The sequence below is a fragment of the uncultured Parasphingopyxis sp. genome (assembly GCF_937129435.1).
GTDB lineage: Bacteria > Pseudomonadota > Alphaproteobacteria > Sphingomonadales > Sphingomonadaceae > Parasphingopyxis.
Genome location: NZ_CAKZNF010000005.1, coordinates 1 through 20,965 on the forward strand (window position 1 = coordinate 1; position 20,965 = coordinate 20,965).

Here is a 20,965-nt window from a genome sequence, read left to right on the forward strand (position 1 = left end):
AATATCATCGCCCAGGCTTGCAATGATCAGATCATCACCATCGCCCATCAGGATGGTGTCCTTGCCATCCCCGCCATTGGCGGTGTCGCTGCCGGTGCCGCCATACAGCACATCATCGCCCTCACCGCCGAGCACGACATCATCGCCGGAGCTGCCATAAAGCCGATCCGCACCCTGGCCGCCTTCAAGATGATCCTGGCCGATGCCGCCATCGAGCACATCGTCATCCTCGCCGCCATAGAGCGCATCATCCCCGGCATCGCCCTTGAGATTATCGAGCCCGTCGCCGCCAAAGATACGGTCATCATCCTGCTGGCCGACCAGCGAGTCATTGCCGGCATCACCATACAGCGTGTCTTCACCGACAGAGCCCCTGAGCTTGTCATCGCCGTCGCCGCCGAACAGCGTGTCGGCACCGTCATTGCCGACCAGCGTGTCGGCCCCGGTGCCGCCATAGACCTCGTCATCGCCCTCGCCGGCAAAGATCGTCTCGGAGCCGAAGCTGCCCAGGAAGGTGTCATTGCCGCCAAGAAGCTGATAGATGCCCGCGCCATTGGCAGCCACATAGTTGTCCGCGCCCGCGGTGCCGGTGATCGTTGCGCCCTGGAGGCTGAGCTGTGCGCCATCGGCATTGGTGAAGTTGAGCGCGGCGCCCGCCTGGGCGTCGAGATGACCGCCGGTCGAGGTTGCATTGGTGAAGCGCATCGCCCCGCTCGCGCGCAACGTGGGCGCCGTCCACTACGTCTCGACCTAGGAGACCCGCGGCGACACGACGAGCGAGCTCACCTGCGTGAGCGGCGAGGAGAGCGAGTCGACCGGGATCAGGCCGATCGGCGCATCGGCCGGGCGGTTGGCGGTCGCGGGGACATAGCCTTTGCCGGTGTCGGCGACGAGCTCCATGTTGAGCGTCGCACCCTCGTCGAGATGGCAGATGACGAGATCCGGGTTGCGGATTTCGATATCGCCCGAGGTCGTGATGTCGCCGGCCTTCACTTCGGCAGGGCCGGTGGCCGAAAGCTGCATGCGCTTGGGGCCTTCGGCTTCCATCGATATGGCGACCTGCTTGATGTTCAGCACGATATCGGTGACGTCCTCGCGCACGCCGGCGAGCGAGGAGAATTCGTGCAGCACGTTTTCGATCTTGATCGTGGTGATCGCGGCGCCCTGCAGCGAGGACAGCAGCGTGCGGCGCAGGGCGTTGCCGAGCGTCAGGCCGAAACCGCGCTCGAGCGGTTCGGCGACAAAGACCGCCTTGCGGTCGGCAGCCGCGCCGGGCTTCTTTTCAAGGCCATTGGGCTTTTTGAGCTCTTGCCAGTTCTTCATGTTCACGGACACATTCATCCCCTTGGCGGTGGCGGGGGCGGCGCATGCCCCTGCCGGTCTTTCATATTCAGGTCGGAAACGGTTGCGCTGTCCGTTTCCGGGGGCGGTCGTCAGACCCGGCGGCGCTTGGCCGGGCGGACGCCGTTATGCGGGATCGACGTGACGTCGCGGATCGAGGTGATGGTGAAACCGACCGCTTGCAGCGCCCGCAGCGCCGATTCGCGGCCCGATCCCGGTCCCTTGACTTCCACCTCGAGGGTACGGACGCCGTGTTCGGCAGCCTTCTTGCCGGCGTCCTCTGCGGCGACCTGAGCGGCATAAGGCGTCGATTTGCGCGACCCCTTGAAGCCCATCATGCCCGCCGAAGACCAGCTGATCGCATTGCCCTGGGCATCGGTGATCGTGATCAGCGTGTTGTTGAAGGTCGCATTCACATGGGCGACGCCCGACGTGATGTTCTTGCGTTGTTTGCGGCGGAGCCTTTGCGGTTCGCGTGCCATGATATCGTTTTCCTACGTCTAATCTGATGGTGACGGAGGCGCCTTGTGTCTGGCCTGCCTCCGGCGGAGAAGAAGACGAAAACAGTCCCCCGGACTGTTTTCTTACTTCTTCTTACCCGCGATCGGCTTGGCCTTGCCCTTGCGGGTGCGCGCATTGGTGTGCGTGCGCTGTCCGCGAACGGGGAGACCCTTGCGATGCCTGAGGCCGCGATAGCAGGCCAGGTCCATCAGCCGCTTGATGTTCATCGCCGTCTCGCGACGAAGATCGCCTTCGACGGTGTAATCCGCGTCGATCGCCTCGCGAATCTGGACGACTTCGGCATCGGTCAGTTCGTTGACGCGCCGTTCCGAGGGAATACCGAGCTTGCCGGTGATTTCCCTGGCCTTGGCGTCGCCGATGCCGTGAATGTAGGTCAGCGCGATTTCAACGCGCTTCTGGGTCGGAATGTTGACCCCAGCGATACGTGCCACTTATTTGCTCCTGTCAGCTCCACAGGCGGCCCGCGGGCGCGCCTATCTCAAAGCGTTGCTTTCCGAAACGCACGAAACCGACGGACGCACGAATCGCGCCGCCGGTGTTACCGGTGTCTTCGGAATAGGCGCGATGTAGGATTTGCAGGGGTAGCTGTCAACAGTGCTGGCGCGGCAAAACATTGCGCGATATGCACCTTTTCCCACGGGGAAAAGCATCGATGCAGCAGGGACAACCCGAACCGTTCTCCTTCTACGATGGCGCGGTCGCGCCGGGAAAACGCTCGGCCTTCGATATTCCCGTCAGCCGGGTCGCTTCGGGACAGGATGTCACCATGCCCGTGCGCATCGTCCACGGTGCGGCGCCCGGCCCCGTGCTGTTCGTCAGCGCCGGCATCCATGGCGACGAGATCACGGGCGTCGAGATCGTCCGGCGGCTGTTGAAGCGCATCACGCCGGGCAAGCTTTCGGGCACGCTGATCGCGGTGCCGATCGTCAATGTCTACGGCTTCGTCGCCAACAGCCGCTATCTGCCCGACCGGCGCGATCTCAACCGCTGTTTTCCGGGGAGCGAGAACGGATCGCTGGCCGCGCGGCTCGCCTGGCTGTTCCGCACGGAGGTGATCGCGCGTGCCGATTTCGGCATCGATCTCCATTCCGCCGCCATCCACCGCACCAACCTGCCGCAAATCCGGATCAGCCCGCACGCGCCGCAAGCCGCCGAACTGGCCGAAGCCTTTTCTCCGCCGATCGTCATCACCTCGCCGCTGCGCGACGGATCGCTGCGCGGCCATGCCAAGCGCGACGGCGTAGAAATGCTGCTCTACGAAGCCGGCGAAGGCTTGCGCTTCGACCCCTTCTCGATCCGCGTCGGCCTCAACGGCATCGTCCGGGTGATGGGCGCGATGGGGATGTTGCGGCTGGCCGAGCGAATGCAGAAGATCGCCGCGCCCGTCCATGCGAGCAAGAGCATCTGGGTGCGCGCGCCGCGCGGCGGCACCTGCCTTCTGTCGGTGGAGACAGGCGCGGTCGTTTCCACAGGGCAGCGCATCGGGACCGTCAACGATCCGGTCGGCCGCGATGAGGAACTCGTGACCAGCCCGATCAACGGGATCGTCATCGGCCTGGCGCGGCTGGGCGTCGTCAATCGCGGCGACGCACTGGTACACATCGCCGAGATCGGCCATCGCGATATCGAACTCGATCAGGAAACCGAAGAACGGCTCGCCGGCGCCATGCTAGACGAGGACGAAATCCTCTAGCGTCGGTCCTTATCCCTGCCCGCGCGTCCGCGTTTTTCCGGGCGTCTGGTTCTTCTCGATGAAATCGATGATCATGCCGGCGACATCCTTGCCGGTCGCATTCTCGATCCCTTCGAGTCCCGGCGAGCTGTTCACCTCCATGATCACCGGACCGTGATTCGATCGCAGCATGTCGACGCCGCACACGTTCAACCCCATCGCCTTGGCCGCGCGCACGGCGGTCGAGCGTTCCTCGGGCGTGATCTTGATCGTTTTTGCCGAGCCGCCGCGATGAAGGTTCGAACGGAAATCGTCTTCGGCTCCGGTCCGCATCATCGCCGCGACGACCTTTCCGCCGATCACAAAGGCGCGAATATCGCTCGACCCCGCTTCCTTGATGAACTCCTGCACCAAAATGTTGACGTTGGCGCCGCGGAACGCCTCGATCACCGACTTCGCCGATTTATCCGTCTCGGCGAGAACCACTCCGATTCCTTGCGTCCCTTCCAGCAGCTTGATGACGCATGGCGCACCTCCGACGACCTTGAGCACCTCGTCGGTCTGCTTGGGGTCATGCGCAAAGGCCGTGACCGGCAGGCCGAGGCCGCGGCGCGAAAGCACCTGCAGGCTGCGCAATTTGTCGCGCGCCCGGCCGATCGCCACGCTCTCGTTGAGCGACCAGATACCAGACATCTCAAACTGGCGCAGCACCGCCAGGCCATATTGCGTGATCGACGCGCCGATACGCGGGATGACGGCGTCATATCCCGACAGCGTGTTTCCATCGTACATGACGCGCGGCCGGTGCGAGGTGATGTTCATCGAACAGCGCAGCGTGTTGAGGATGTCGAGCTCATGGCCGCGTTCCTCCGCCGCCTCCACCAACCGCTTGTGCGAGTAGAGGTTCGCGTTGCGCGCAAGCATCGCAATTTTCATGATTTAATCGTCTCCTGGGGAGGCCTTCCGAGCATCCATTTCTGCCGGCTGTCTATCAAAAAGCCGCGGCGCAAGCCACGCCTTCCGACGAGAATCGGAAAGGCCATCGTGCCGCGATTGGCAAGGCTGATCTGCGCCATCCATTCGAGCGGGCCGAGCCGCATCGTCGTCTCTATGACGTAGCGATGCTGGACCTGCCCGTTGGAGCTGGTGATCTTCCGTTCCTCGACCAGCCGCGCCTCGCAATCCTGCGGCCCGTGCCCGGCGGAACGCGGCGAGCGAAAGCGGAGCCATTGTTCGCCGTCACGTTCGAACGTTCGAATGCGCGTGGCATGGAGCGACGAGGTTCGCGCGCCGGTGTCGATCTTCGCGTGCATCGAATAGAGGCCGAGATCGGGGAGATCGATCAGTTCGCACCAGCCGATCACCTGCGGTTCCTTCAACCGGGCATTGCGCTTTTTCGCCGTCATCGGCGGAGGTTAGACGCAGCCGTCATGGCTAGGCAATGGCTGGGCGGCGGCACATGTCAGTCCTCGATCGGCGCCGGCGCCCTCGCCTTCTGAAACAGCGTCCAGATCGTGTAGACGACCAGTGCGGCCACCAGCGCATAGACCCACCAGGCGAGGTTCCGCCCGGCAAAGATCAGGTAGATATAGGAACTCAGCGCGAGAAAACCGGCGATGGCGATCTGCACCGCGATCGATTCGCCGCGCCGCTTGCGCCGCACCATCCACGCCATGGTGGCGAGGAAGAAGGGGATCGCGCCGACATAAATGCCGCCGAAGATATACGGGTTCACGCCATATTCGGCGCCGAGCCCCATGAACCAGTCGTTGATCGCTTCGAACATCGGCGTCCCCTTCCCCGCCGGTTCGTAGCCTGTTCCTCTCGGGTTACATAGCTGGAAGGTCGGGAAAGCGGAGCACCCTTTAGCCGAGCAACGCGTCCACCGCCCGCGCCATCTTCACGTCGCGCTCGCTCAAACCGTCGGCGTCATGCGTCGTCAGCGTGATATCGACGCTGTTGTAGACATTCTTCCATTCGGGATGATGGTCCATGCTTTCGGCAATCAGCGCGACGCGCGTCATGAAGGCGAAGGCTTCGCTGAAATCGGCGAATTCGAAATGTTTCGAGATCGCGTCGCGCTCGACGGCGTGATCCCAGTCCGAAAGTTCCGCCAGCGCGGCCTTACGCGCCTCATCGTTCAGTTTCTCGACCATCGGCCCTGCCTTTCCTTGGCTGATACGCTTTCCTATGTGTGCGGGACAATGACGAACGACGCCAGCCTTCCGTTCCCCGCAGACCTTGCCCCCGATGCCGAGACGATGGAGGCGATGGCGCGCAAGTCGATCGATGCGCTGCCCCGGCAGTTCCTCAAGGAAATGGGCAATATCGTCCTTGCCGTCGAGGAATATGCGACGCGCGAGGCGCTCGATTCGGTCGGCGTGGCGCATCCGATGGGCCTGTCGGGCCTCTATCACGGCCGCCCGATCGGCACGAAGAGCATCGAGGAATCGGGCGCGCTGCCCGACAAGATATTCCTCTATCGCCAGCCGATCCTCGCCGAGGCGGCCGATCGCGGCATTCCGGTCGCACGGCTCGTCCACCATGTCGTGATCCACGAGGTCGGCCACCATTTCGGCCTGTCCGACGACGACATGCACGCGCTCGAAGAAGCGGCGGATTGAGCCCCGCGCTCCGCCTGACCGGCCTGGGCTGCGTGCGCGGCGGGCGGGCGTTGTTTACGGGGATCGATCTCGGACTCGGGCCGGGCGATGCCGTTGCCGTGACGGGTCCGAACGGCGCGGGCAAGACGAGCCTGTTGCGGGTCGTTGCCGGGCTGCTACCGGCGCAGGCGGGGACGGTCGAAAGCGAGGGGCGGCTGGCGATGGCGGGGGAGCAGGCGGCGCTCGATCCGGAGCGGCCGCTGGCCAAGGCACTGCACTACTGGGCACGGATCGATGGCGGTGGCGAGGCCGAGGTCGCGACCGCGCTGGAGGCGATGGGCATCGCGCATCTTGCCGATGTGCCCGTGCGGATGCTCTCGACGGGGCAGCGCAAGCGGGCGGTGCTGGCAAGGATACTGGCCGGCGGTGCCGATATCTGGCTGCTCGACGAACCGGCCAACGGCCTCGATACGGCCTCGCGCGAACGGCTCGAGGCGGCGATCGCCGCGCACCGGGCGGCGGGCGGGATCGCCATGGTGGCGACGCACCAGCCGGTCGCGATGCCGGGTGCTGTCGAGTTGCCGATCGGGAGCGCCGCATGAGCGCCTTGCTCGACATCGCCTGGCGCGACCTGCGCCGTGCTATCGGCGGCGGGGCGTTCTGGCTGCCGCTCGTCTTCTTCCTCCTCGTGGCGACGCTCTTTCCCTTCGCCATCGGGCCCGATCCGCAATTGCTGACCCGCGTCGGTGGCGGGGCGCTGTGGACGGCGGCGCTGCTCGCGGCGCTGCTCCCCGTGGACCGGCTCGTCGCGCCCGATGTCGAGGCCGGGGTGCTCGATCAATATGCGGTGCGCGGGATCAGCGAGGAGGCCGTCGCAGCGGCCAAGATCGGCGCGCACTGGCTCGCCTTCGGGCCGCCGCTGATGCTGGCCGCCCTGCCCGCTTCGGCGCTGCTGGCGCTCGACGGTCATGCGCTGCTCCGGCTGGAGGCGGGGCTGGCGCTCGGCACGCCGGGGCTCGCCGCGCTGGCGCTGACAGTCAGTGCACTGGTGAGCGGACAGCGGGGTGGAAGTGCACTGGCCGGGTTACTGCTGCTGCCGCTCGCGGTCCCGATGCTGATCTTCGGCGCGGGCGCGCTGACAGGGCCGGAGCGTGGCGGTTTGTACCTGCTGGGCGCGGCTTCGCTGCTGCTGGTTGCCATCGCGCCGTTCGCGGCGGGCGCTGCGATCCGCGCGGGACGAGGTTAGGGCGACCCCGCCGCGATCAGCGACGCGCCGAAATCGGGCAGCAGCACCAGATTGTCGAAATCATAGGGCAGCGGCCCGACCTCGCGCACGGTGCGATAAGGCCGGACATAATCGCCGTTCAGCCCGCGCACGCGGTAGCCGAGCGACATGTGATCGGGCACACGATCGAAGACGAGATTGTCGAGATCGTAAGCCAGTGCTTGCCGGTGCAGGAACGGTCGCGGCGGCGGCGGCAGGAAGCCGGTGATGTCGTAAGACAGCGCGGGCGACGGCCCGGCTGCTGTGGCGGGCATGGCGGCGGCGGCCAGCGCAAGGCCCAGAGCGACTCGGATAATCATCGGTTAACCATAAGCACCGTCCGGATTTTGTGGAGTCCGGACACGCGACCGTCCCGTTTTGTGTCAGTCGGCAGGCGCGGTTATTTCTGCCAGCGCGCGAAGATCGCCGTCGGCAGCAGCAGCCCGCGTGCCTCCTCGCGCACGGCCATCTCTCCCATGACGACCTCGCCGCCCAGATGCGCCGTCGCCTGCCGCACCAGTTCGCCGATAGCGAGCGCCGACATGCGGACGGCATAGACGGTCAGCACGAGAAAGCGGCTGTCCGTGTCGAGCAGCTGCGCGCAATCGCCGATCAATCCCGGCAGACCCTCTTCGAGCTGCCAGATCTCCTTTTTCGGCCCCCGGCCATATTTGGGCGGATCGAGCATGATCCCGTCATAGCGCCGCCCGCGCCGCACCTCGCGCGCGGCGAATTTGGCGGCATCGTCGACGAGCCAGCGGATCGGTCTGTCCGCCATGCCGGAGAGCGCGGCATTTTCCTTCGCCTGCTCGACCGACTTTTTCGAGGCATCGACATGGGTGACCTTGGCGCCCTTCGCGGCCAGCGCGAGGCTGCCCACGCCGGTATAGCCGAACAGGTTCAGCGCCTCCGCGCCCTCGCCCACCCGCTCCCGCATCCACGCCCAGTGGCTCGCCATGTCCGGGAAGAAGGCGAGATGCCGGAACGGGGTGCACTGCGCCTGAAAGCGCACATCCTCCCAGCCGAGCGGCCAGCCTTCTTCGGGCACGTCGCGCGACAACTGCCAGCGCCCGCCGCCCTCCGCATCGGAACCCGGCACGAATTCGCCATCGGCCTTCCAGTCGTCCGACGCCGGCGCCCACATCGCCTGCGGTTCGGGCCGGATGAAGCGGAAGCGGCCATAGCGTTCGAGCTTGCGGCCATGCCCCGAATCGACGAGCCCGTAATCGGCCCAGGGTTCGGCGATCAGGGTTGTGAGGTCGGTCATCCTGTATCCGTCAGGGCTGAGCCTGTCGAAGCCCGCCTCTCATACGGTGAAACGTCCTTCGACAAGCTCAGGACAAACGGTCTTGCGCGGCAGGCGTCGCCCGCTCGGCGATATAGGTTTTTACCGCTGCAAGATCGCCCGGCAGCACGTCGAAGCGTTCCTCTCGGTCGAACAGGCCGGAGAGGTGCGGCGGCAGCATCGGCCGGGCGCCCGTCGCCCGCTCGACGGCATCGCGGAACTTGGCCGGGTGCGCCGTCGCCAGCGTTACCAGCGGAATATCGGCGGGCACATCGCTCGCCTGTGCGGCAGCGAGGCCGATGGCTGTGTGCGGATCGATGATCGTGCCGCTTCCCTCGGCCGCCTTCCGCATTGCGAGCGACATCGCATCGGGATCGATCCGCGCCGAGGAGAAGAGCTCGCCGATCCGCCCGCGCACATTTTCGCCGAGTTGCAGACGGCGGCTCGCATCGAACCCCTGCATCGCCTGCGCCAGCGCCGCGCCGTCGCGATCATAGCAATCGAACAGCAGCCGCTCGAAATTCGAGCTGACCTGGATGTCCATCGAAGGCGCTGCCGTCGGCACCAGCTCGCCTGCCGAATAATCGCCGCTCGTCAACGCGCGATGGAGGATGTCGTTGACATTGGTCGCGACGATCAGCCGCTCGACCGGCAGCCCCATTTGCGCCGCCGCATAGCCCGCGAACACATCGCCGAAATTGCCCGTCGGAACCGAGAAGGCCACTTTTCGATCCGGCGCGCCGAGACGCACGGCGGCGTAGAAATAATAGACGATCTGCGCCGCCAGCCGCGCCCAGTTGATCGAATTGACGGCAGAGAGGCGGAAGCGGCCGGCAAAATCGGCATCGCCGAACATCGCCTTCACCATCGCCTGGGCTGCGTCGAAATCGCCCTGGATCGCGATATTGTGGACGTTGGGCGCGAGCACCGTCGTCATCTGGCAGCGCTGGACGTCGGAGACGCGGCCCTGCGGATGCAACATGAAAATGTCGACCTTGTCGCGCCCCGCCAGCGCCTCGATCGCCGCCGATCCGGTATCGCCCGAAGTCGCACCGATCACGGTCAGATGCGTATCGAGCGGCGCGAGGAAGCGCTCGAACAGCAGCCCGAGTAGCTGAAGCGCGACATCCTTGAACGCCAGCGTCGGGCCATGGAACAGTTCGAGCAGCCAGTGCCGCTCGTCGAGCTGCACCAGCGGCGTCACCGCATCGTGATGGAAGGCGCCATAGGCCTGCTCGCAAAGGCCGCGCAGCGCGACCTCATCAAGGTTCGGCGCGGCGAAGGGCGCGAGCACGCGCACCGCCGTCTCGGCATAGCTGAGGCTGGCCATCGCCGCGATCTCGTCGCGCGAGAAAGACGGCCAGCTCTCCGGCACGTACAATCCGCCGTCCGCGGCGAGCCCCGCCAGCGTCGCCCCTTCGAAGTCGAGTGCGGGCGCCTGCCCCCTGGTGCTGATATAGCGCATGGGCGCCGGGGTTAGTCGGGTCCGGCCTTCACGGCAATATCGGAGTCGCGTTCGAGAGTATGCTTAAGCTGGCCGAGCCTCTCGACCGCCCTTGCCGCATGCGGGCCGATCCAGCGCTCGTGGATTTCATGAATCGGCAGCGGGTTGAGATGATTCCAGCGTTCGCGCCCCTTGCGTACGGGGATGACGAGATCGGCGGCTTCGAGCACCTTCAAATGCTGCATCACCGTGCATCGGTCGATCTCCGGGAAATGCTCACACAGCGTCCCCGTCGTCAGCGGCTGGTCGCGCAGATCGTCCATGATCTGCCGCCGCACCGGCGCGGCGAGAGCCTTGAACACGGCATCGTATCGATCGGAAATTGACATGTTATGTTTTTATAACATAAATGATGCCGTAGCAAGCGAGTCGCTCAACCCGGAGAGAAATGATGGATCTGAAATTTCGTGTCGCGGCGCGGATCGCCAAACCCGTCGAAGAGGTATTCGAAGCGGTCGCCGACCCCGCCAAGCTCTCCGAATATTTCACGACGGGCGGCGCCCAAGGCCGGCTCGAAACGGACACGACGGTGACATGGGACTTTCACGACTATCCCGGCGCCTTTCCGGTCGAGGTTGTCGAGGTCGTCGAGAATGAGAAGATCGTTCTCAAATGGGAGGCGAGCGAAGGCGAACCGCACAATGTCGAAGGCAGCGACAGCAAGGCCGCCGACTATATGACGACGGTGACGATGACGTTCACCGGCCTCGATGACGGCCGTACGCTTGTCGAGATCAAGGAAGAGGGCTGGCGCGAGAACCAGGGCGCGCTCGATGCCTCCTATGGCAACTGCCAGGGCTGGGCGCAGATGCTGTGCGCGCTCAAAATCTGGATCGAGCACGGCATCAACCTGCGCGCCGATATGTACAAATAACTCGCTGTCAGGATCGCATGCGCTTGCGGAGCGCCAGCACATAGATCAGCGCCGCAGCGCCGGCGAAGAAGAACCACTGGATCGCATAGAGCAGATGGTTGTTCGGCATATCTGCCGGGTCGGGCCGGGCGACGGGCTGGAGCCCCGGCGCGGCGTCTTCGGACACCAGCCTGATCTCATATTCGGGATCGAGCGCGATGATGCCGCTGACCTCGCCCCCCTCCCAGTCCTCCGGCGGCTCCATCGAGGCCGACCAGCCGACGACGACCTGCATCCCCGGCCCCTCGCCGCCGCCGGTGCGGCAGGACGCGATATGCTGCCAGCCCGCCTCACCCTCGCGATTCTGACCGGCGATCGAACGCCAGTCGACCGGTTCGAGGCAAAAGCCGGTAGCGCGGCGATAGAGCAACTCGGTGTCCGGCGGTTCGGGCCAGGCGACAGGCGGCAGTGTCGACGCATTCTCGTAGCGATCGACGAGCGCTTCCTTTTCCCCCTTGCGCTGGATCTGCCAGATGCCGAGGGCGATCATCGTCGCCACGGCCAGCGCCACGAGCACGGTCGGGATCACCGGCAGGTTACGCATCGGGATCGCTGCCCCGCCCCTCGCGCGCCTTGTTGCGATATTCGCTGGCGAGCAGCATGCCCTTGGCGATCCGAAGGCCGTAGACGACGGCTATGGCCGTGATCGGCACCCAGAGCAGGATATGCACCCAGAAAGGCGGGTGGAGCGACAGTTCGAGCGAAATCGCCAGCACGGTCACCAGCGCGCCGATGATCAGCGTCAGGAACGCCGCCGGGCCATCGCCGACATTGAAGGCCGAATAGTCGAGCCCGCAGTGATCGCATTTCGGCGCGAAGCCGACCGGCCCCGCGAACAAAGTCCGCGCGCCGCATTGCGGGCAGGCACCGGTCAGGCCCGTTTGCAGGAAGCTCGGCTCAGCCATGGGCGAGAAAATCCCGGAATCGTTCGACGTGATGATCGATCGCATCGGGCGCGGAAAGATAGTCGTCGGTCGCCATCATCTGCCAATATTGGCCCTCTTCGCCGAAAGTCACGCCTTCGATCTCCACCGGTTCGCAACGGGCCGCGAAAAAAACCGAGTCGGAAGCGCCCGTCCGCCAGCTGGGATAACGCCGCCGCCACACGAAACGGTCTGCGGCAAGTTCTAGATCGAATTCTTCCTTCAGCTCGCGCAGGACACAGGCCTCGGCCGTTTCGTCCCCTTCCCGCCCGCCGCCGGGTACATCCCAGCATCCGGGAAAGGGAATGTCCGGCCGGTCGTCGCGACGATAGACGAGCAGCGCGTCGCCGCTGAGCAGGAACAGTTTCGCGCCGCTGAATTCCACGGCGCGGCCGGTCAATGGATCGGCGCGCCCGCGCTGCCCCAGATGTAGATCGAGGCGAAGAGGAACAGCCACACGACGTCGACGAAGTGCCAGTACCAGGCCGCCGCTTCGAAGCCGAAATGCTGCTTCGGCGTGAAATCGCCGCGATAGGCCCGGATCAGGCAGACGGCGAGGAAGATCGTACCGACGATGACGTGGAAGCCGTGAAAGCCCGTCGCCATGAAGAAGGTCGCGCCATAGATGTTGTTTTTGAAGTCGAACGGCGCGTGCACATATTCATAGGCCTGGATGAAGCTGAACAGAACGCCGAGCAGGATCGTCAGCCACAGGCCATTGATCAGCCCCTTGCGATCGCCCTTGAGCAGGCAGTGATGCGCCCAGGTGACGGTCGTACCCGAGCACAGCAGGATCATGGTGTTGAGCAGCGGCAGAGAGAAGGGATCGAGCACTTCGATGCCGGGCGGCGGGAACACCGCTTCCGCGCCGTCGATCGAAGCCGGGAACAGCGCCGCACCGAAAAAGGCCCAGAACCAGCCTACGAAGAACATGACTTCGGACGCGATGAACAGGATCATGCCGTAACGCATGTGAAGCTGCACAACGGGCTTGTGATGGCCTTCATGCGCTTCGTCGATCACATCGACCCACCAGCTGAACATGGTGAAGAGCACGCCGATCAGCCCGGCGAAGAACACCCAGCCCGCATGCATCATCAGCGGGCTCATGAAGCCCAGAGCGCCCAGCGCATCGATCGCCCCGGCGGGATCCGCGTCCGGTGCCGGCGCGTGCATCCACAATATGCCGCCCATCGCCATGACCAGCGCGCTGAACGCGCCGATCAGCGGCCAGATGCTCGGATTGACAAGATGATAATCGTGTTGCGGGGCGGCTCCGGCCATCGTTCTTACAGTCCCTTGTTTCGTGCCTTGATGCGGTCTCTAGCCTCAGGAGGCGTCATCGTCCACGGGGTAAAAAGTGTAGGAGAGGGTGATCTCCTCGACATCGCCGATGTCCGGATCGTTCAGGATTTCGGGATCGACGAAATAGGTGACGGGCATCCGGACGCTCTGGCCCGGCTGCAGCGTCTGCTCGGTGAAGCAGAAACACTGAATCTTGGAGAAATAGGCGCCGGCCTCGAGCGGGGTGACGTTGAAGGACGCTGTGCCGGTGACCGGCCGGTTGGTCAGGTTTTCGGCGCGATAAAAAGCCATCTTGCGCGCGCCGATGGCGACGCGGTCGGTATTTTCTTCCGGTTCGAAGCGCCAGGGAAGGTCGGGCGATGTGTTGGCGTCGAAGCGCACGGTGATGACGCGCCCGACCGGCTGTACATTGGCCGCAGCGGACGCCTCGACGCGCTGGGTCGTGCCGTTGAAACCGGTCACCTGGCAGAAAATGCGATAGAGCGGCACCGAGGCGAAGCCGAGCGCGATCATGCCGGCGACGATCGCCAGCGCCGCGAACGCGCTGCGCCGGTTCTTCCGGGAGAGCGTCGCGGTCGTCATGTCGCAAGCTCCATCTTCACGATCGTGATCGCGAAGATCAGGATGACGAAGGCGCCCAGAAGCAGCCCCATCATGAGCGCGCGGCTGCGCTGGCGTTCGCGGATGACTTTTTCTTCTTCCGGGCTCATGCGAACAGCCTCGCATCGATGACGAGCGCGGCAAACATCGCGAAGAGATAGAAGATCGAGAAGGCGAAGAGCCGCTTTTCGGGCTTCATCGCCGCCGGATCGGTCGCGCGATTGGCGGATACCGCCGCGGCGAGCGCGACGAAGATGCCGCTGAGGACGGACGCGGCAATGCCGTAGAAAGCGCCGGTGAGGCCGAGCGGCCAGGGCGCCACGGCGACGGCGGCCATGGGAAGGCTGTAGAGAAGTATCTGCCGGCGCGTGCGCTTCGGCCCGGCGACGACGGTCATCATCGGCACGCCGGCGCGCTCGTAATCGGCATTGACCCAGAGCGACAGCGCCCAGAAATGCGGCGGCGTCCACAGGAAGATCAGCGCGAAGAGCAGGATCGGCAGCGTCGTGATATCGCCCGTCGCCGCGGCCCAGCCGATCACCGGTGGAAAGGCGCCGGCCGCGCCGCCGATGACGATATTCTGCGGCGTCCGGCGTTTCAGCCAGACGGTATAGATGCCGACATAGAACAGGATCGCGGCGGCGAGCGTCGCGGCCGCCAGCCAGTTCGTCGCCAGTCCCATCAGCACAACCGAAAAGACGCCGAGCCCGACGCCGAAATGCAGGGCGGCCTCGCGCTCCATCCGCCCGGCCGGAAGCGGGCGGTCCGCCGTCCGCTTCATCAGCGCGTCGATATCGGACTCATACCATTGGTTGAGCGCGGCGGCGGCGCCATGGGCGAGCGCGATGCACAGAATGGCGGCAAAGCCGAGCACCGGATGCGGCACAACCGGCGCGGCCAGCATCCCGGCAAGCCCGGTGAACACGACGAGCTTCATCACGCCGGGTTTGGTCAGCGCATAGAAATCGCGCCAGTCGGCGACGATCGGTGAAGACGGTGCGGTTGCGGTCGTCATGGTTTGCCATTCTTCCGTTAGCCCTGAGCCTGTCGAAGGGCGCCTCTCGATGGAGAGGCGGGCTTCGACAGGCTCAGCCCTAACGGATCAGTGTGTCACCCTGCCAGATTTCAATCGATATGCGGCAGCTTGTTGAACTGGTGATAGGGCGGCGGGCTGGACAGCGTCCATTCCAGCGTCGTCGCGCCTTCGCCCCAGTAATTGTCCGCGGCCTTCTTGCCCGCGAACAGCGACCAGATCATGTTGACGAAGAACACGGCCATGCCGGCGGCCATCACCATATAGCCGATCGTCGCGATCTCGTTCCAATACTGATAGGCGTCCGGATAGTCCGGATAGCGGCGCGGCATGCCATCGAGGCCCAGGAAGTGCATCGGGAAGAACAGGATGTTCACGCCGACGAAGAACAGCCAGAAATGCACCTGGCCGAGGAACTCGTTGTACATCCGGCCGAACATCTTGCCGAACCAGTAATACCAGCCGGCGAAGATCGCGAAGACGGCGCCGAGCGACAGCACATAGTGGAAGTGCGCGACGACATAATAGGTGTCGTGAACGATATCGTCGAAGCCGCCATTGGCGAGCACGACGCCGGTCACGCCGCCAACGGTGAACATGAAGATGAAGCCCAGCGCCCAGACCATCGGCGTCTTGAAGCTGACCGAACCGCCCCACATCGTCGCGATCCAGCTGAAGATCTTGATGCCGGTCGGCACCGCGATGATCATCGTTGCGGCGGTGAAGTAGAGCTTCGTATTCAGGCTGAGGCCCACGGTGAACATGTGGTGCGCCCAGACGACGAAGCCGACGACGCCGATCGCGACCATGGCATAAGCCATGCCGAGATAGCCGAAGACCGGCTTCTTGCTGAACGTCGCGACGACCTGGCTGACCATGCCGAAGCCCGGCAGGATCATGATGTAGACCTCCGGATGGCCGAAGAACCAGAACAGATGCTGGTAGAGCAGCGGATCGCCGCCGCCCGATGCCGTGTAGAAGGTCGTGTCGAAATTGCGGTCCGTCAGCAGCATCGTGATCGCCGCGGCGAGCACCGGCAGCGCGAGCAGCAGCAGGAACGCCGTGACCAGCACCGACCATACGAACAGCGGCATTTTGTGCAGCGTCATGCCCGGGGCGCGCATGTTGAAGATCGTGGTGATGAAGTTGATCGCGCCGAGGATCGACGATGCGCCGGCAAGGTGGAGCGACAGGATCGCCATGTCGACGGCGGGGCCGACCGATCCTGTCGTCGAAAGTGGTGCGTAGACCGTCCAGCCGGTGCCCGCGCCCATGCCGGTGCCGCCCGAAACGAAGGTCGATCCGAGAAGCAGCAGGAAGGCCGGGACGAGCAGCCAGAAACTGATATTGTTCATGCGCGGGAACGCCATGTCGGGCGCACCGATCATCAGCGGCACGAACCAGTTGCCGAAGCCGCCGATCATCGCCGGCATCACCATGAAGAACACCATGATCAGGCCATGGGCGGTGATCAGCGTGTTCCACATATGAAGCGCTTCGTTGCCGCCCGCGCCGGCCCAGGATTCGAGCCACTGGATGCCCGGCTCGGCCAGTTCGACGCGCATCATGCCCGAAATCGCGCCGCCGATGATGCCGGCGACGATCGCGAAGATCAGGTAGAGCGTGCCGATGTCCTTGTGGTTCGTCGACATGAACCAGCGGACGAAAAAGCCCGGCTTGTGATCCGCCTCATGATGCGCGTCGTCGTGCGACGCTTCGAAGTGGGCGGGCGTGGCGGCGGTATCGGTCATTCTTGCGAACCCTTAGCTTGTCACTGCAGCCTGATCGACGATGTCGGCTTCGGCCTCGCCTTCGATCAGGTTTTCATCTTCGGTCGGGACGGGCGCGCCGTCTTCGAGAGCGGTATCCGGCGCTTCGCCGGCATTCGGATCGGCGTCACCCGGCATCGTGCCGCCCTGCGAACGGACCCAGCGAGCGAAGTCGGCCGGCGGCAGCACTTCGACCGCGATCGGCATGAAGGCGTGGCGGGCACCGCACAGTTCGGAACACTGGCCGAAATAGACGCCCGGACGCTCAACATTCACCCAGCGCTCGTTGAGCCGGCCGGGCACGGCGTCGATCTTGGTCCAGAAGGCGGGAACGGCAAAGCTGTGCAGCACGTCCGACGCCGTCACGAGGAAGCGCACCGTCGTGTTCGCCGGGATGACGAGCCGGTTGTCGACCGCCAGCAGGCGCGGACCATCGGCGTCGGTGCGGAAGCGGGCCCCTTCGGCCTGCTCACCCTCTTCGGCGAGCATGTTGGAAATCACCGTGATGTCGCCGTGATCGGGATATTCATAGGTCCAGTACCACTGGTTGCCCGTCACCTTGATCGTCACGACCTCGCCTTCGGGCAGGTCGTACTGGTTGGCGAGCAGGCTGATCGACGGCACGGCGATGAACACGAGGATCAGCACCGGGACGAGCGTCCAGACGACTTCGAGCACGGTGTTGTGCGTCGTTTTCGATGGCGTCGGATTGGAACGGCGATTGTAGCGCACGACGATCCAGAGCAGGAGCGCGAGCACGAACAGCGAGATCACCGTGATGATCGGCATCAGGATATAGTTGTGGAAATCGGCGCCCTGCTGCCCGACCTCGGTGAACTGGTCCTGCAGGCCGAGCCGGCCGTCGGGCTGGCCGATCGCCTCCACCGGCGCGCTATACTCGAATTCCTCTTCCGCTGCGGCGGCTTCGGCTGCGTCGGCGATGGGCACGTCCGATTCGACTTCGTCGCCCGGAGCCGGCGCGAGTTCGGTCTGCGGCGCAGGCGCCATTTCCGGTTGCGGCGCGGCGGCGGTCGCCGGCGACGCTACGGCAAGCGATGTGACGGCCAGTCCCGCGGCCAGCATCATGTTCGTCAAAAAGCGCATCATATCCCCATCGTGGCCGGGCGCGACGGCACGGCCTCTCGTCCCTTGGATTAGAGTCTCGGGCGCGCTTATAGGCGCCAGATTCCAATGCCTCAAGCGCGGGATTGGGGAAAACCGCACCTTGCCCGGGGTGCCGCGGACACTTATGTGCGGGCCCGACAAAACAGGGGGAAAGAGATCCGATGGACGACGACGAAATCCTTGCCGAATTCCGCGCCGCACAGGCGCTGCTCGAAGGGCATTTCATCCTTTCGTCGGGCAAGCGCAGCGCCCGCTATTTGCAATGCGCGCGCGTGCTGCAGGATCCGATGCGCGCCTCGCGCCTCGCTTCCGCCATCGCGGCCCGCCTTCCCCGCGAGATTCGAAGCGAGATCGAGATCGTCGTGTCGCCGGCGATGGGCGGGCTGATCATCGGCCATGAGATGGGCCGCGCGCTCGGCGTCGAGGCGCTGTTTTTGGAGCGCCCCGAAGGCACGTTCGAACTGCGCCGCGGCTTTGCGCTGGAACCGGGACAGAAGGTGCTGATGGTCGAGGACGTCGTCACCACCGGCCTTTCCTCTCGCGAAGCGATCGAGGCGATCGGGCGCGAAGGCGGCGAAGTTGTCGCCGAGGCGGCGCTGGTCGACCGGTCGCTCGGCACGGCGGATATCGGCGTTCCCTTCTTCCCGCTGCTCTCGCTCGATTTCCCGGTCTACGACCCCGACGACATTCCCGAAGAGCTCGCGGCGATCGAGGCGATCAAGCCGGGCAGCCGCAAGGGGTGAGCCGCCTGCTGGCCGCACTGGTCGCGCTGACAGCGATTCTGGCGGCACCGGCGCAGGCCTTCGACCCGGCGCGGATCGGAACGCTGGCCGAAGAGGCGGATTTCAACGGGGTGCTGCTGATCTCGCGCGGCGACACGATTATCTATGCACGCGCCTTCGGCACGGTGACGCCGGGGGGAGACGATCCGCACCGGCTCGACGCGCGATGGCGCTACGCTTCGGTCACCAAGCAAATCGTCGCGACCATCGCGATGCAGGAGGTCGCGGCGGGCCGCCTTTCGCTCGATGCGCCGATCTCGACCTATTGGCCCGATTATCCGAATGCCGAGGCGCGTGGCATTACTTTAGAACAGCTGATGCGGCACCTGTCCGGGCTCGCCGATCCCGATTTCTCGCCACCGACACCCACGGGATTGCCCGCCTTCTACACCCCCGACTGGGCCGACCAAGCGACGGCCGACGGCTATTGCGCGGGACCGATGCTCACCGCGCCCGGCGCAGCCTTCCACTATAACAATTGCGACTTCATCGTGCTCGGCGCGATCCTCGAACGGGTCACCGGCCAATCGCTGGCCCAGCTGGTGGCGTCGCGGATCGACCCAGCAATGCTTTTCTATCCGGAAGGCGCGGATACCGTTCCGGGCTATTATCTCGATCAGGCCGAACCGTCGATCCGGCTGGCGGCCTATGGCGCGGCGGGCGGGCTCAACGGCACACTGCTCGATCTGTGGCGGTTCGATCGCGCGCTGCTGCGCGGCGACCTTCTCGATGATGCCAGGCGCGCGGCGATGTGGGACGGGCGGCCCGAGCTCGGCCAGGTCGCTCTCGGCCAATGGTCTTATGACGCGCCGCTGGCAGGATGCGCCGAAGCGCCCCGTCTGATCGAACGCCATGGCGCGATCGGCGGCATCCAGCTCCGCAACTTCCTGCTGCCGGACAGCGACATGGTCGTCATCGCCGCGACCAACCGCGCCGAGGGCGATTTCAATTTCGGCACGATCTGGTCGGGCAGCGGCTTTACCCACGACTTGCTTTCCGAGGCCGCATGTCATTGGATGGACGGATGACGATGCCGCTCCGCCTCGGGGTCAATATCGACCATGTCGCGACGATCCGGAACGCGCGCGGCGGCGATCATCCCGATCCTGTGCGCGCCGCCTTCGTGGCGGCCGAAGCGGGCGCCGACGGCATCACCGCGCATCTGCGCGAAGACCGGCGGCATATCACCGATGCCGATATCGAACGGCTGTCGAGCGGGCTGACGATCCCGCTCAACCTCGAAATGGCGGCGACCGACGAGATGCTCGAGATCGCGCTTCGGCACACCCCCCACGCGGCCTGCCTCGTTCCCGAAAAGCGCGAGGAGCGGACGACCGAGGGCGGGCTCGACGCGGCGGGCGGGCACAATCACCTCGCGCCCATCGTTGCGGAACTGGCCAATGCCAATATCCGCGTCAGCCTGTTCATCGAACCCGACCCGCGCCAGGTCGAGGCCGCCATTCGGCTCGGCGCGCCGGTCGTCGAATTCCACACCGGCCGCTATGCGAACCTGTCCGGCGATGAACAATCGCAAGAACTCCGCCGCATCGCCGACGCCGCCGCGCTCGCTGCGAAGAACGGCATCGAGCCGCATGCCGGCCACGGACTGACCTTCGATAATGTCCAGCCCATCGCCGCCATCCCGCAGCTGGCGGAGCTGAATATCGGGCATTTTCTTGTGGGCGAGGCGATCTTTACGGGGTTCGAGGAGAGTGTGAAGCGGATGCGCGAGTTGATGGATCTGGCGAGATGATTGTCAGACCTCGCCTTCGGCTCGGCGCCGCACCGGCCCGCACCCCCACCCGACCTCCCATTCAGGATACTCACGTGGGAGGTCGGGTGGGGGTGCGGGCCGGTGCGGCGATTTTCCGCCAGGAAAATTCTGACAAACAGGCGGCTTCATGATTGTCGGTATCGGCTCCGATCTCTGCAATATCGAGCGCATCGCCAAGTCGCTCGAGCGCTTTGGCGAGCGGTTCGAGCGGCGCTGCTTTACCGAGATCGAGCGCGCCAAGGCGGCGCGGCGGCCCTATACGCGCGCCGGCACCTACGCCAAGCGCTTCGCCGCGAAAGAGGCTTTCTCCAAAGCGGTCGGCACCGGATTTTCGCAGGGTGTGTTCTTTCGCGATATTGGTGTAGTGAACGCCAAATCGGGTGCGCCGACGCTGGCGCTGACCGGCGGGGCGAAGGCGCGGCTCGACGCGCTGACACCGCCCGGCCATCTGGTCGAAGTGCATCTGACCCTGACCGACGATCACCCCTGGGCGCAGGCTTTCGTCATCCTCTATGCGCGCCCCGCCCCGGGCGACGAAGCGAAGTGAGTA

29 protein-coding genes and 1 pseudogene are annotated in these 20,965 nt (G+C 64.9%); 9 read left to right on the forward strand and 21 right to left on the reverse strand.

The features are described 5' to 3' along the window. From Q0139_RS01390 to rpsM, 4 genes and pseudogenes are all read right to left on the reverse strand, one after another. Positions 1-705: calcium-binding protein (locus Q0139_RS01390; RefSeq protein WP_298016227.1), on the reverse strand; the 705-nt coding region annotated here is incomplete at its 3' end. A 75-nt stretch (positions 706-780) separates the two neighbouring features. Beyond that, positions 781-1,335, reverse strand: a pseudogene (locus Q0139_RS01395) (DNA-directed RNA polymerase subunit alpha); the annotation flags it as partial. A 98-nt stretch (positions 1,336-1,433) separates the two neighbouring features. Further along, the gene (gene rpsK, locus Q0139_RS01400; RefSeq protein ID WP_298016229.1) at positions 1,434-1,823 is read right to left on the reverse strand and encodes a 30S ribosomal protein S11; all 390 of its coding nucleotides are present in this window, start codon (positions 1,821-1,823) and stop codon (positions 1,434-1,436) included. Between the two features lie 102 nt (positions 1,824-1,925). Next, positions 1,926-2,294 carry a 30S ribosomal protein S13 gene (rpsM, locus tag Q0139_RS01405; RefSeq protein ID WP_298016232.1) on the reverse strand — a complete coding sequence of 123 codons (369 nt, stop codon included), beginning with the start codon at positions 2,292-2,294 and terminating at the stop codon, positions 1,926-1,928. Between the two features lie 221 nt (positions 2,295-2,515). Here rpsM and Q0139_RS01410 point away from each other — a divergent pair, with 221 nt between their 5' ends. Further along, complete coding sequence (locus tag Q0139_RS01410) at positions 2,516-3,556, forward strand: succinylglutamate desuccinylase/aspartoacylase family protein (protein WP_298016234.1); 1,041 nt, start codon at positions 2,516-2,518, stop codon at positions 3,554-3,556. Between the two features lie 9 nt (positions 3,557-3,565). Here Q0139_RS01410 and rimK read toward each other — a convergent pair whose 3' ends face one another. From rimK to Q0139_RS01430, 4 genes are all read right to left on the reverse strand, one after another. Then, positions 3,566-4,471, reverse strand: coding sequence for a 30S ribosomal protein S6--L-glutamate ligase (gene rimK, locus Q0139_RS01415; protein ID WP_298016236.1), 906 nt, complete (start codon positions 4,469-4,471; stop codon positions 3,566-3,568). Beyond that, on the reverse strand, positions 4,468-4,941 hold the full coding sequence (locus Q0139_RS01420; RefSeq protein ID WP_298016238.1) for a RimK/LysX family protein: 474 nt from the start codon (positions 4,939-4,941) through the stop codon (positions 4,468-4,470). Before Q0139_RS01420 ends, rimK begins: the two co-directional genes overlap by 4 nt. A 56-nt stretch (positions 4,942-4,997) precedes the next feature. Then, positions 4,998-5,321 carry a hypothetical protein gene (locus tag Q0139_RS01425; RefSeq protein WP_298016240.1) on the reverse strand — a complete coding sequence of 108 codons (324 nt, stop codon included), beginning with the start codon at positions 5,319-5,321 and terminating at the stop codon, positions 4,998-5,000. A gap of 79 nt (positions 5,322-5,400) precedes the next feature. Continuing rightward, entirely contained in the window at positions 5,401-5,841 is a 441-nt protein-coding gene (locus tag Q0139_RS01430) for a 4a-hydroxytetrahydrobiopterin dehydratase (RefSeq protein WP_298016302.1), read from the reverse strand. Here Q0139_RS01430 and Q0139_RS01435 point away from each other — a divergent pair. The 3 genes from Q0139_RS01435 to Q0139_RS01445 are packed head-to-tail and all read left to right on the forward strand — an operon-like array spanning position 5,740 to position 7,384. Beyond that, a complete protein-coding gene (locus Q0139_RS01435; protein WP_298016242.1) occupies positions 5,740-6,159 on the forward strand; it encodes a metallopeptidase family protein in 420 nt (139 codons plus the stop codon). The genes Q0139_RS01430 and Q0139_RS01435 overlap by 102 nt on opposite strands. Then, positions 6,156-6,740: a heme ABC exporter ATP-binding protein CcmA gene (ccmA, locus tag Q0139_RS01440; RefSeq protein ID WP_298016244.1), complete on the forward strand. Its 585-nt coding sequence runs from the start codon at positions 6,156-6,158 to the stop codon at positions 6,738-6,740. Before Q0139_RS01435 ends, ccmA begins: the two co-directional genes overlap by 4 nt. Beyond that, positions 6,737-7,384: a heme exporter protein CcmB gene (locus tag Q0139_RS01445; RefSeq protein ID WP_298016246.1), complete on the forward strand. Its 648-nt coding sequence runs from the start codon at positions 6,737-6,739 to the stop codon at positions 7,382-7,384. Before ccmA ends, Q0139_RS01445 begins: the two co-directional genes overlap by 4 nt. Here Q0139_RS01445 and Q0139_RS01450 read toward each other — a convergent pair. The 4 genes from Q0139_RS01450 to Q0139_RS01465 form a co-directional block, all read right to left on the reverse strand. Continuing rightward, on the reverse strand, positions 7,381-7,722 hold the full coding sequence (locus tag Q0139_RS01450) for a hypothetical protein (protein ID WP_298016248.1): 342 nt from the start codon (positions 7,720-7,722) through the stop codon (positions 7,381-7,383). The two genes, Q0139_RS01445 and Q0139_RS01450, sit on opposite strands and share 4 nt — an antisense overlap. A gap of 80 nt (positions 7,723-7,802) precedes the next feature. Then, positions 7,803-8,669 carry a class I SAM-dependent methyltransferase gene (locus Q0139_RS01455; protein WP_298016250.1) on the reverse strand — a complete coding sequence of 289 codons (867 nt, stop codon included), beginning with the start codon at positions 8,667-8,669 and terminating at the stop codon, positions 7,803-7,805. 67 nt (positions 8,670-8,736) lie between these two features. Then, positions 8,737-10,152 (reverse strand): threonine synthase, encoded by a 1,416-nt coding sequence (gene thrC / locus Q0139_RS01460; protein ID WP_298016252.1) that lies wholly within the window; start codon positions 10,150-10,152, stop codon positions 8,737-8,739. A gap of 11 nt (positions 10,153-10,163) precedes the next feature. Beyond that, positions 10,164-10,520 carry a helix-turn-helix domain-containing protein gene (locus Q0139_RS01465; protein WP_298016254.1) on the reverse strand — a complete coding sequence of 119 codons (357 nt, stop codon included), beginning with the start codon at positions 10,518-10,520 and terminating at the stop codon, positions 10,164-10,166. Positions 10,521-10,579: 59 nt separating this feature from the next. On the opposite strand from Q0139_RS01465, the gene Q0139_RS01470 reads away from it, so the two are divergent. Continuing rightward, complete coding sequence (locus tag Q0139_RS01470; protein ID WP_298016256.1) at positions 10,580-11,065, forward strand: SRPBCC domain-containing protein; 486 nt, start codon at positions 10,580-10,582, stop codon at positions 11,063-11,065. Between the two features lie 7 nt (positions 11,066-11,072). Here Q0139_RS01470 and Q0139_RS01475 read toward each other — a convergent pair whose 3' ends face one another. From Q0139_RS01475 to coxB, 9 genes are all read right to left on the reverse strand, one after another. Continuing rightward, complete coding sequence (locus Q0139_RS01475; protein ID WP_298016258.1) at positions 11,073-11,648, reverse strand: SURF1 family protein; 576 nt, start codon at positions 11,646-11,648, stop codon at positions 11,073-11,075. Next, positions 11,641-12,009, reverse strand: a complete 369-nt coding sequence (locus tag Q0139_RS01480; protein ID WP_298016261.1) for a DUF983 domain-containing protein — start codon at positions 12,007-12,009, stop codon at positions 11,641-11,643. Before Q0139_RS01480 ends, Q0139_RS01475 begins: the two co-directional genes overlap by 8 nt. Then, the gene (locus Q0139_RS01485) at positions 12,002-12,427 is read right to left on the reverse strand and encodes an NUDIX hydrolase (protein ID WP_298016263.1); all 426 of its coding nucleotides are present in this window, start codon (positions 12,425-12,427) and stop codon (positions 12,002-12,004) included. Before Q0139_RS01485 ends, Q0139_RS01480 begins: the two co-directional genes overlap by 8 nt. Then, positions 12,424-13,311: a cytochrome c oxidase subunit 3 gene (locus Q0139_RS01490; RefSeq protein ID WP_298016265.1), complete on the reverse strand. Its 888-nt coding sequence runs from the start codon at positions 13,309-13,311 to the stop codon at positions 12,424-12,426. Before Q0139_RS01490 ends, Q0139_RS01485 begins: the two co-directional genes overlap by 4 nt. 45 nt (positions 13,312-13,356) lie before the next feature. Beyond that, positions 13,357-13,914 (reverse strand): cytochrome c oxidase assembly protein, encoded by a 558-nt coding sequence (locus Q0139_RS01495; protein ID WP_298016267.1) that lies wholly within the window; start codon positions 13,912-13,914, stop codon positions 13,357-13,359. Beyond that, the gene (locus Q0139_RS01500) at positions 13,911-14,042 is read right to left on the reverse strand and encodes a hypothetical protein (protein ID WP_298016269.1); all 132 of its coding nucleotides are present in this window, start codon (positions 14,040-14,042) and stop codon (positions 13,911-13,913) included. Before Q0139_RS01500 ends, Q0139_RS01495 begins: the two co-directional genes overlap by 4 nt. Continuing rightward, entirely contained in the window at positions 14,039-14,947 is a 909-nt protein-coding gene (locus Q0139_RS01505) for a heme o synthase (RefSeq protein WP_298016271.1), read from the reverse strand. Before Q0139_RS01505 ends, Q0139_RS01500 begins: the two co-directional genes overlap by 4 nt. 110 nt (positions 14,948-15,057) lie before the next feature. Further along, positions 15,058-16,716: a cytochrome c oxidase subunit I gene (ctaD, locus tag Q0139_RS01510; protein ID WP_298016273.1), complete on the reverse strand. Its 1,659-nt coding sequence runs from the start codon at positions 16,714-16,716 to the stop codon at positions 15,058-15,060. A gap of 12 nt (positions 16,717-16,728) precedes the next feature. Then, on the reverse strand, positions 16,729-17,841 hold the full coding sequence (gene coxB / locus Q0139_RS01515; RefSeq protein ID WP_298016275.1) for a cytochrome c oxidase subunit II: 1,113 nt from the start codon (positions 17,839-17,841) through the stop codon (positions 16,729-16,731). Between the two features lie 179 nt (positions 17,842-18,020). Here coxB and pyrE point away from each other — a divergent pair, with 179 nt between their 5' ends. From pyrE to acpS, 4 genes are all read left to right on the forward strand, one after another. Next, positions 18,021-18,602, forward strand: a complete 582-nt coding sequence (gene pyrE / locus Q0139_RS01520; RefSeq protein WP_298016277.1) for an orotate phosphoribosyltransferase — start codon at positions 18,021-18,023, stop codon at positions 18,600-18,602. Beyond that, a complete protein-coding gene (locus Q0139_RS01525) occupies positions 18,599-19,669 on the forward strand; it encodes a serine hydrolase (protein ID WP_298016279.1) in 1,071 nt (356 codons plus the stop codon). The genes pyrE and Q0139_RS01525 overlap by 4 nt, the downstream gene beginning before the upstream one ends. After that, the gene (locus Q0139_RS01530; protein ID WP_298016281.1) at positions 19,666-20,394 is read left to right on the forward strand and encodes a pyridoxine 5'-phosphate synthase; all 729 of its coding nucleotides are present in this window, start codon (positions 19,666-19,668) and stop codon (positions 20,392-20,394) included. The genes Q0139_RS01525 and Q0139_RS01530 overlap by 4 nt, the downstream gene beginning before the upstream one ends. Positions 20,395-20,542: 148 nt before the next feature. After that, on the forward strand, positions 20,543-20,962 hold the full coding sequence (acpS, locus tag Q0139_RS01535) for a holo-ACP synthase (protein ID WP_298016283.1): 420 nt from the start codon (positions 20,543-20,545) through the stop codon (positions 20,960-20,962). Positions 20,963-20,965: the final 3 nt, after the last annotated feature.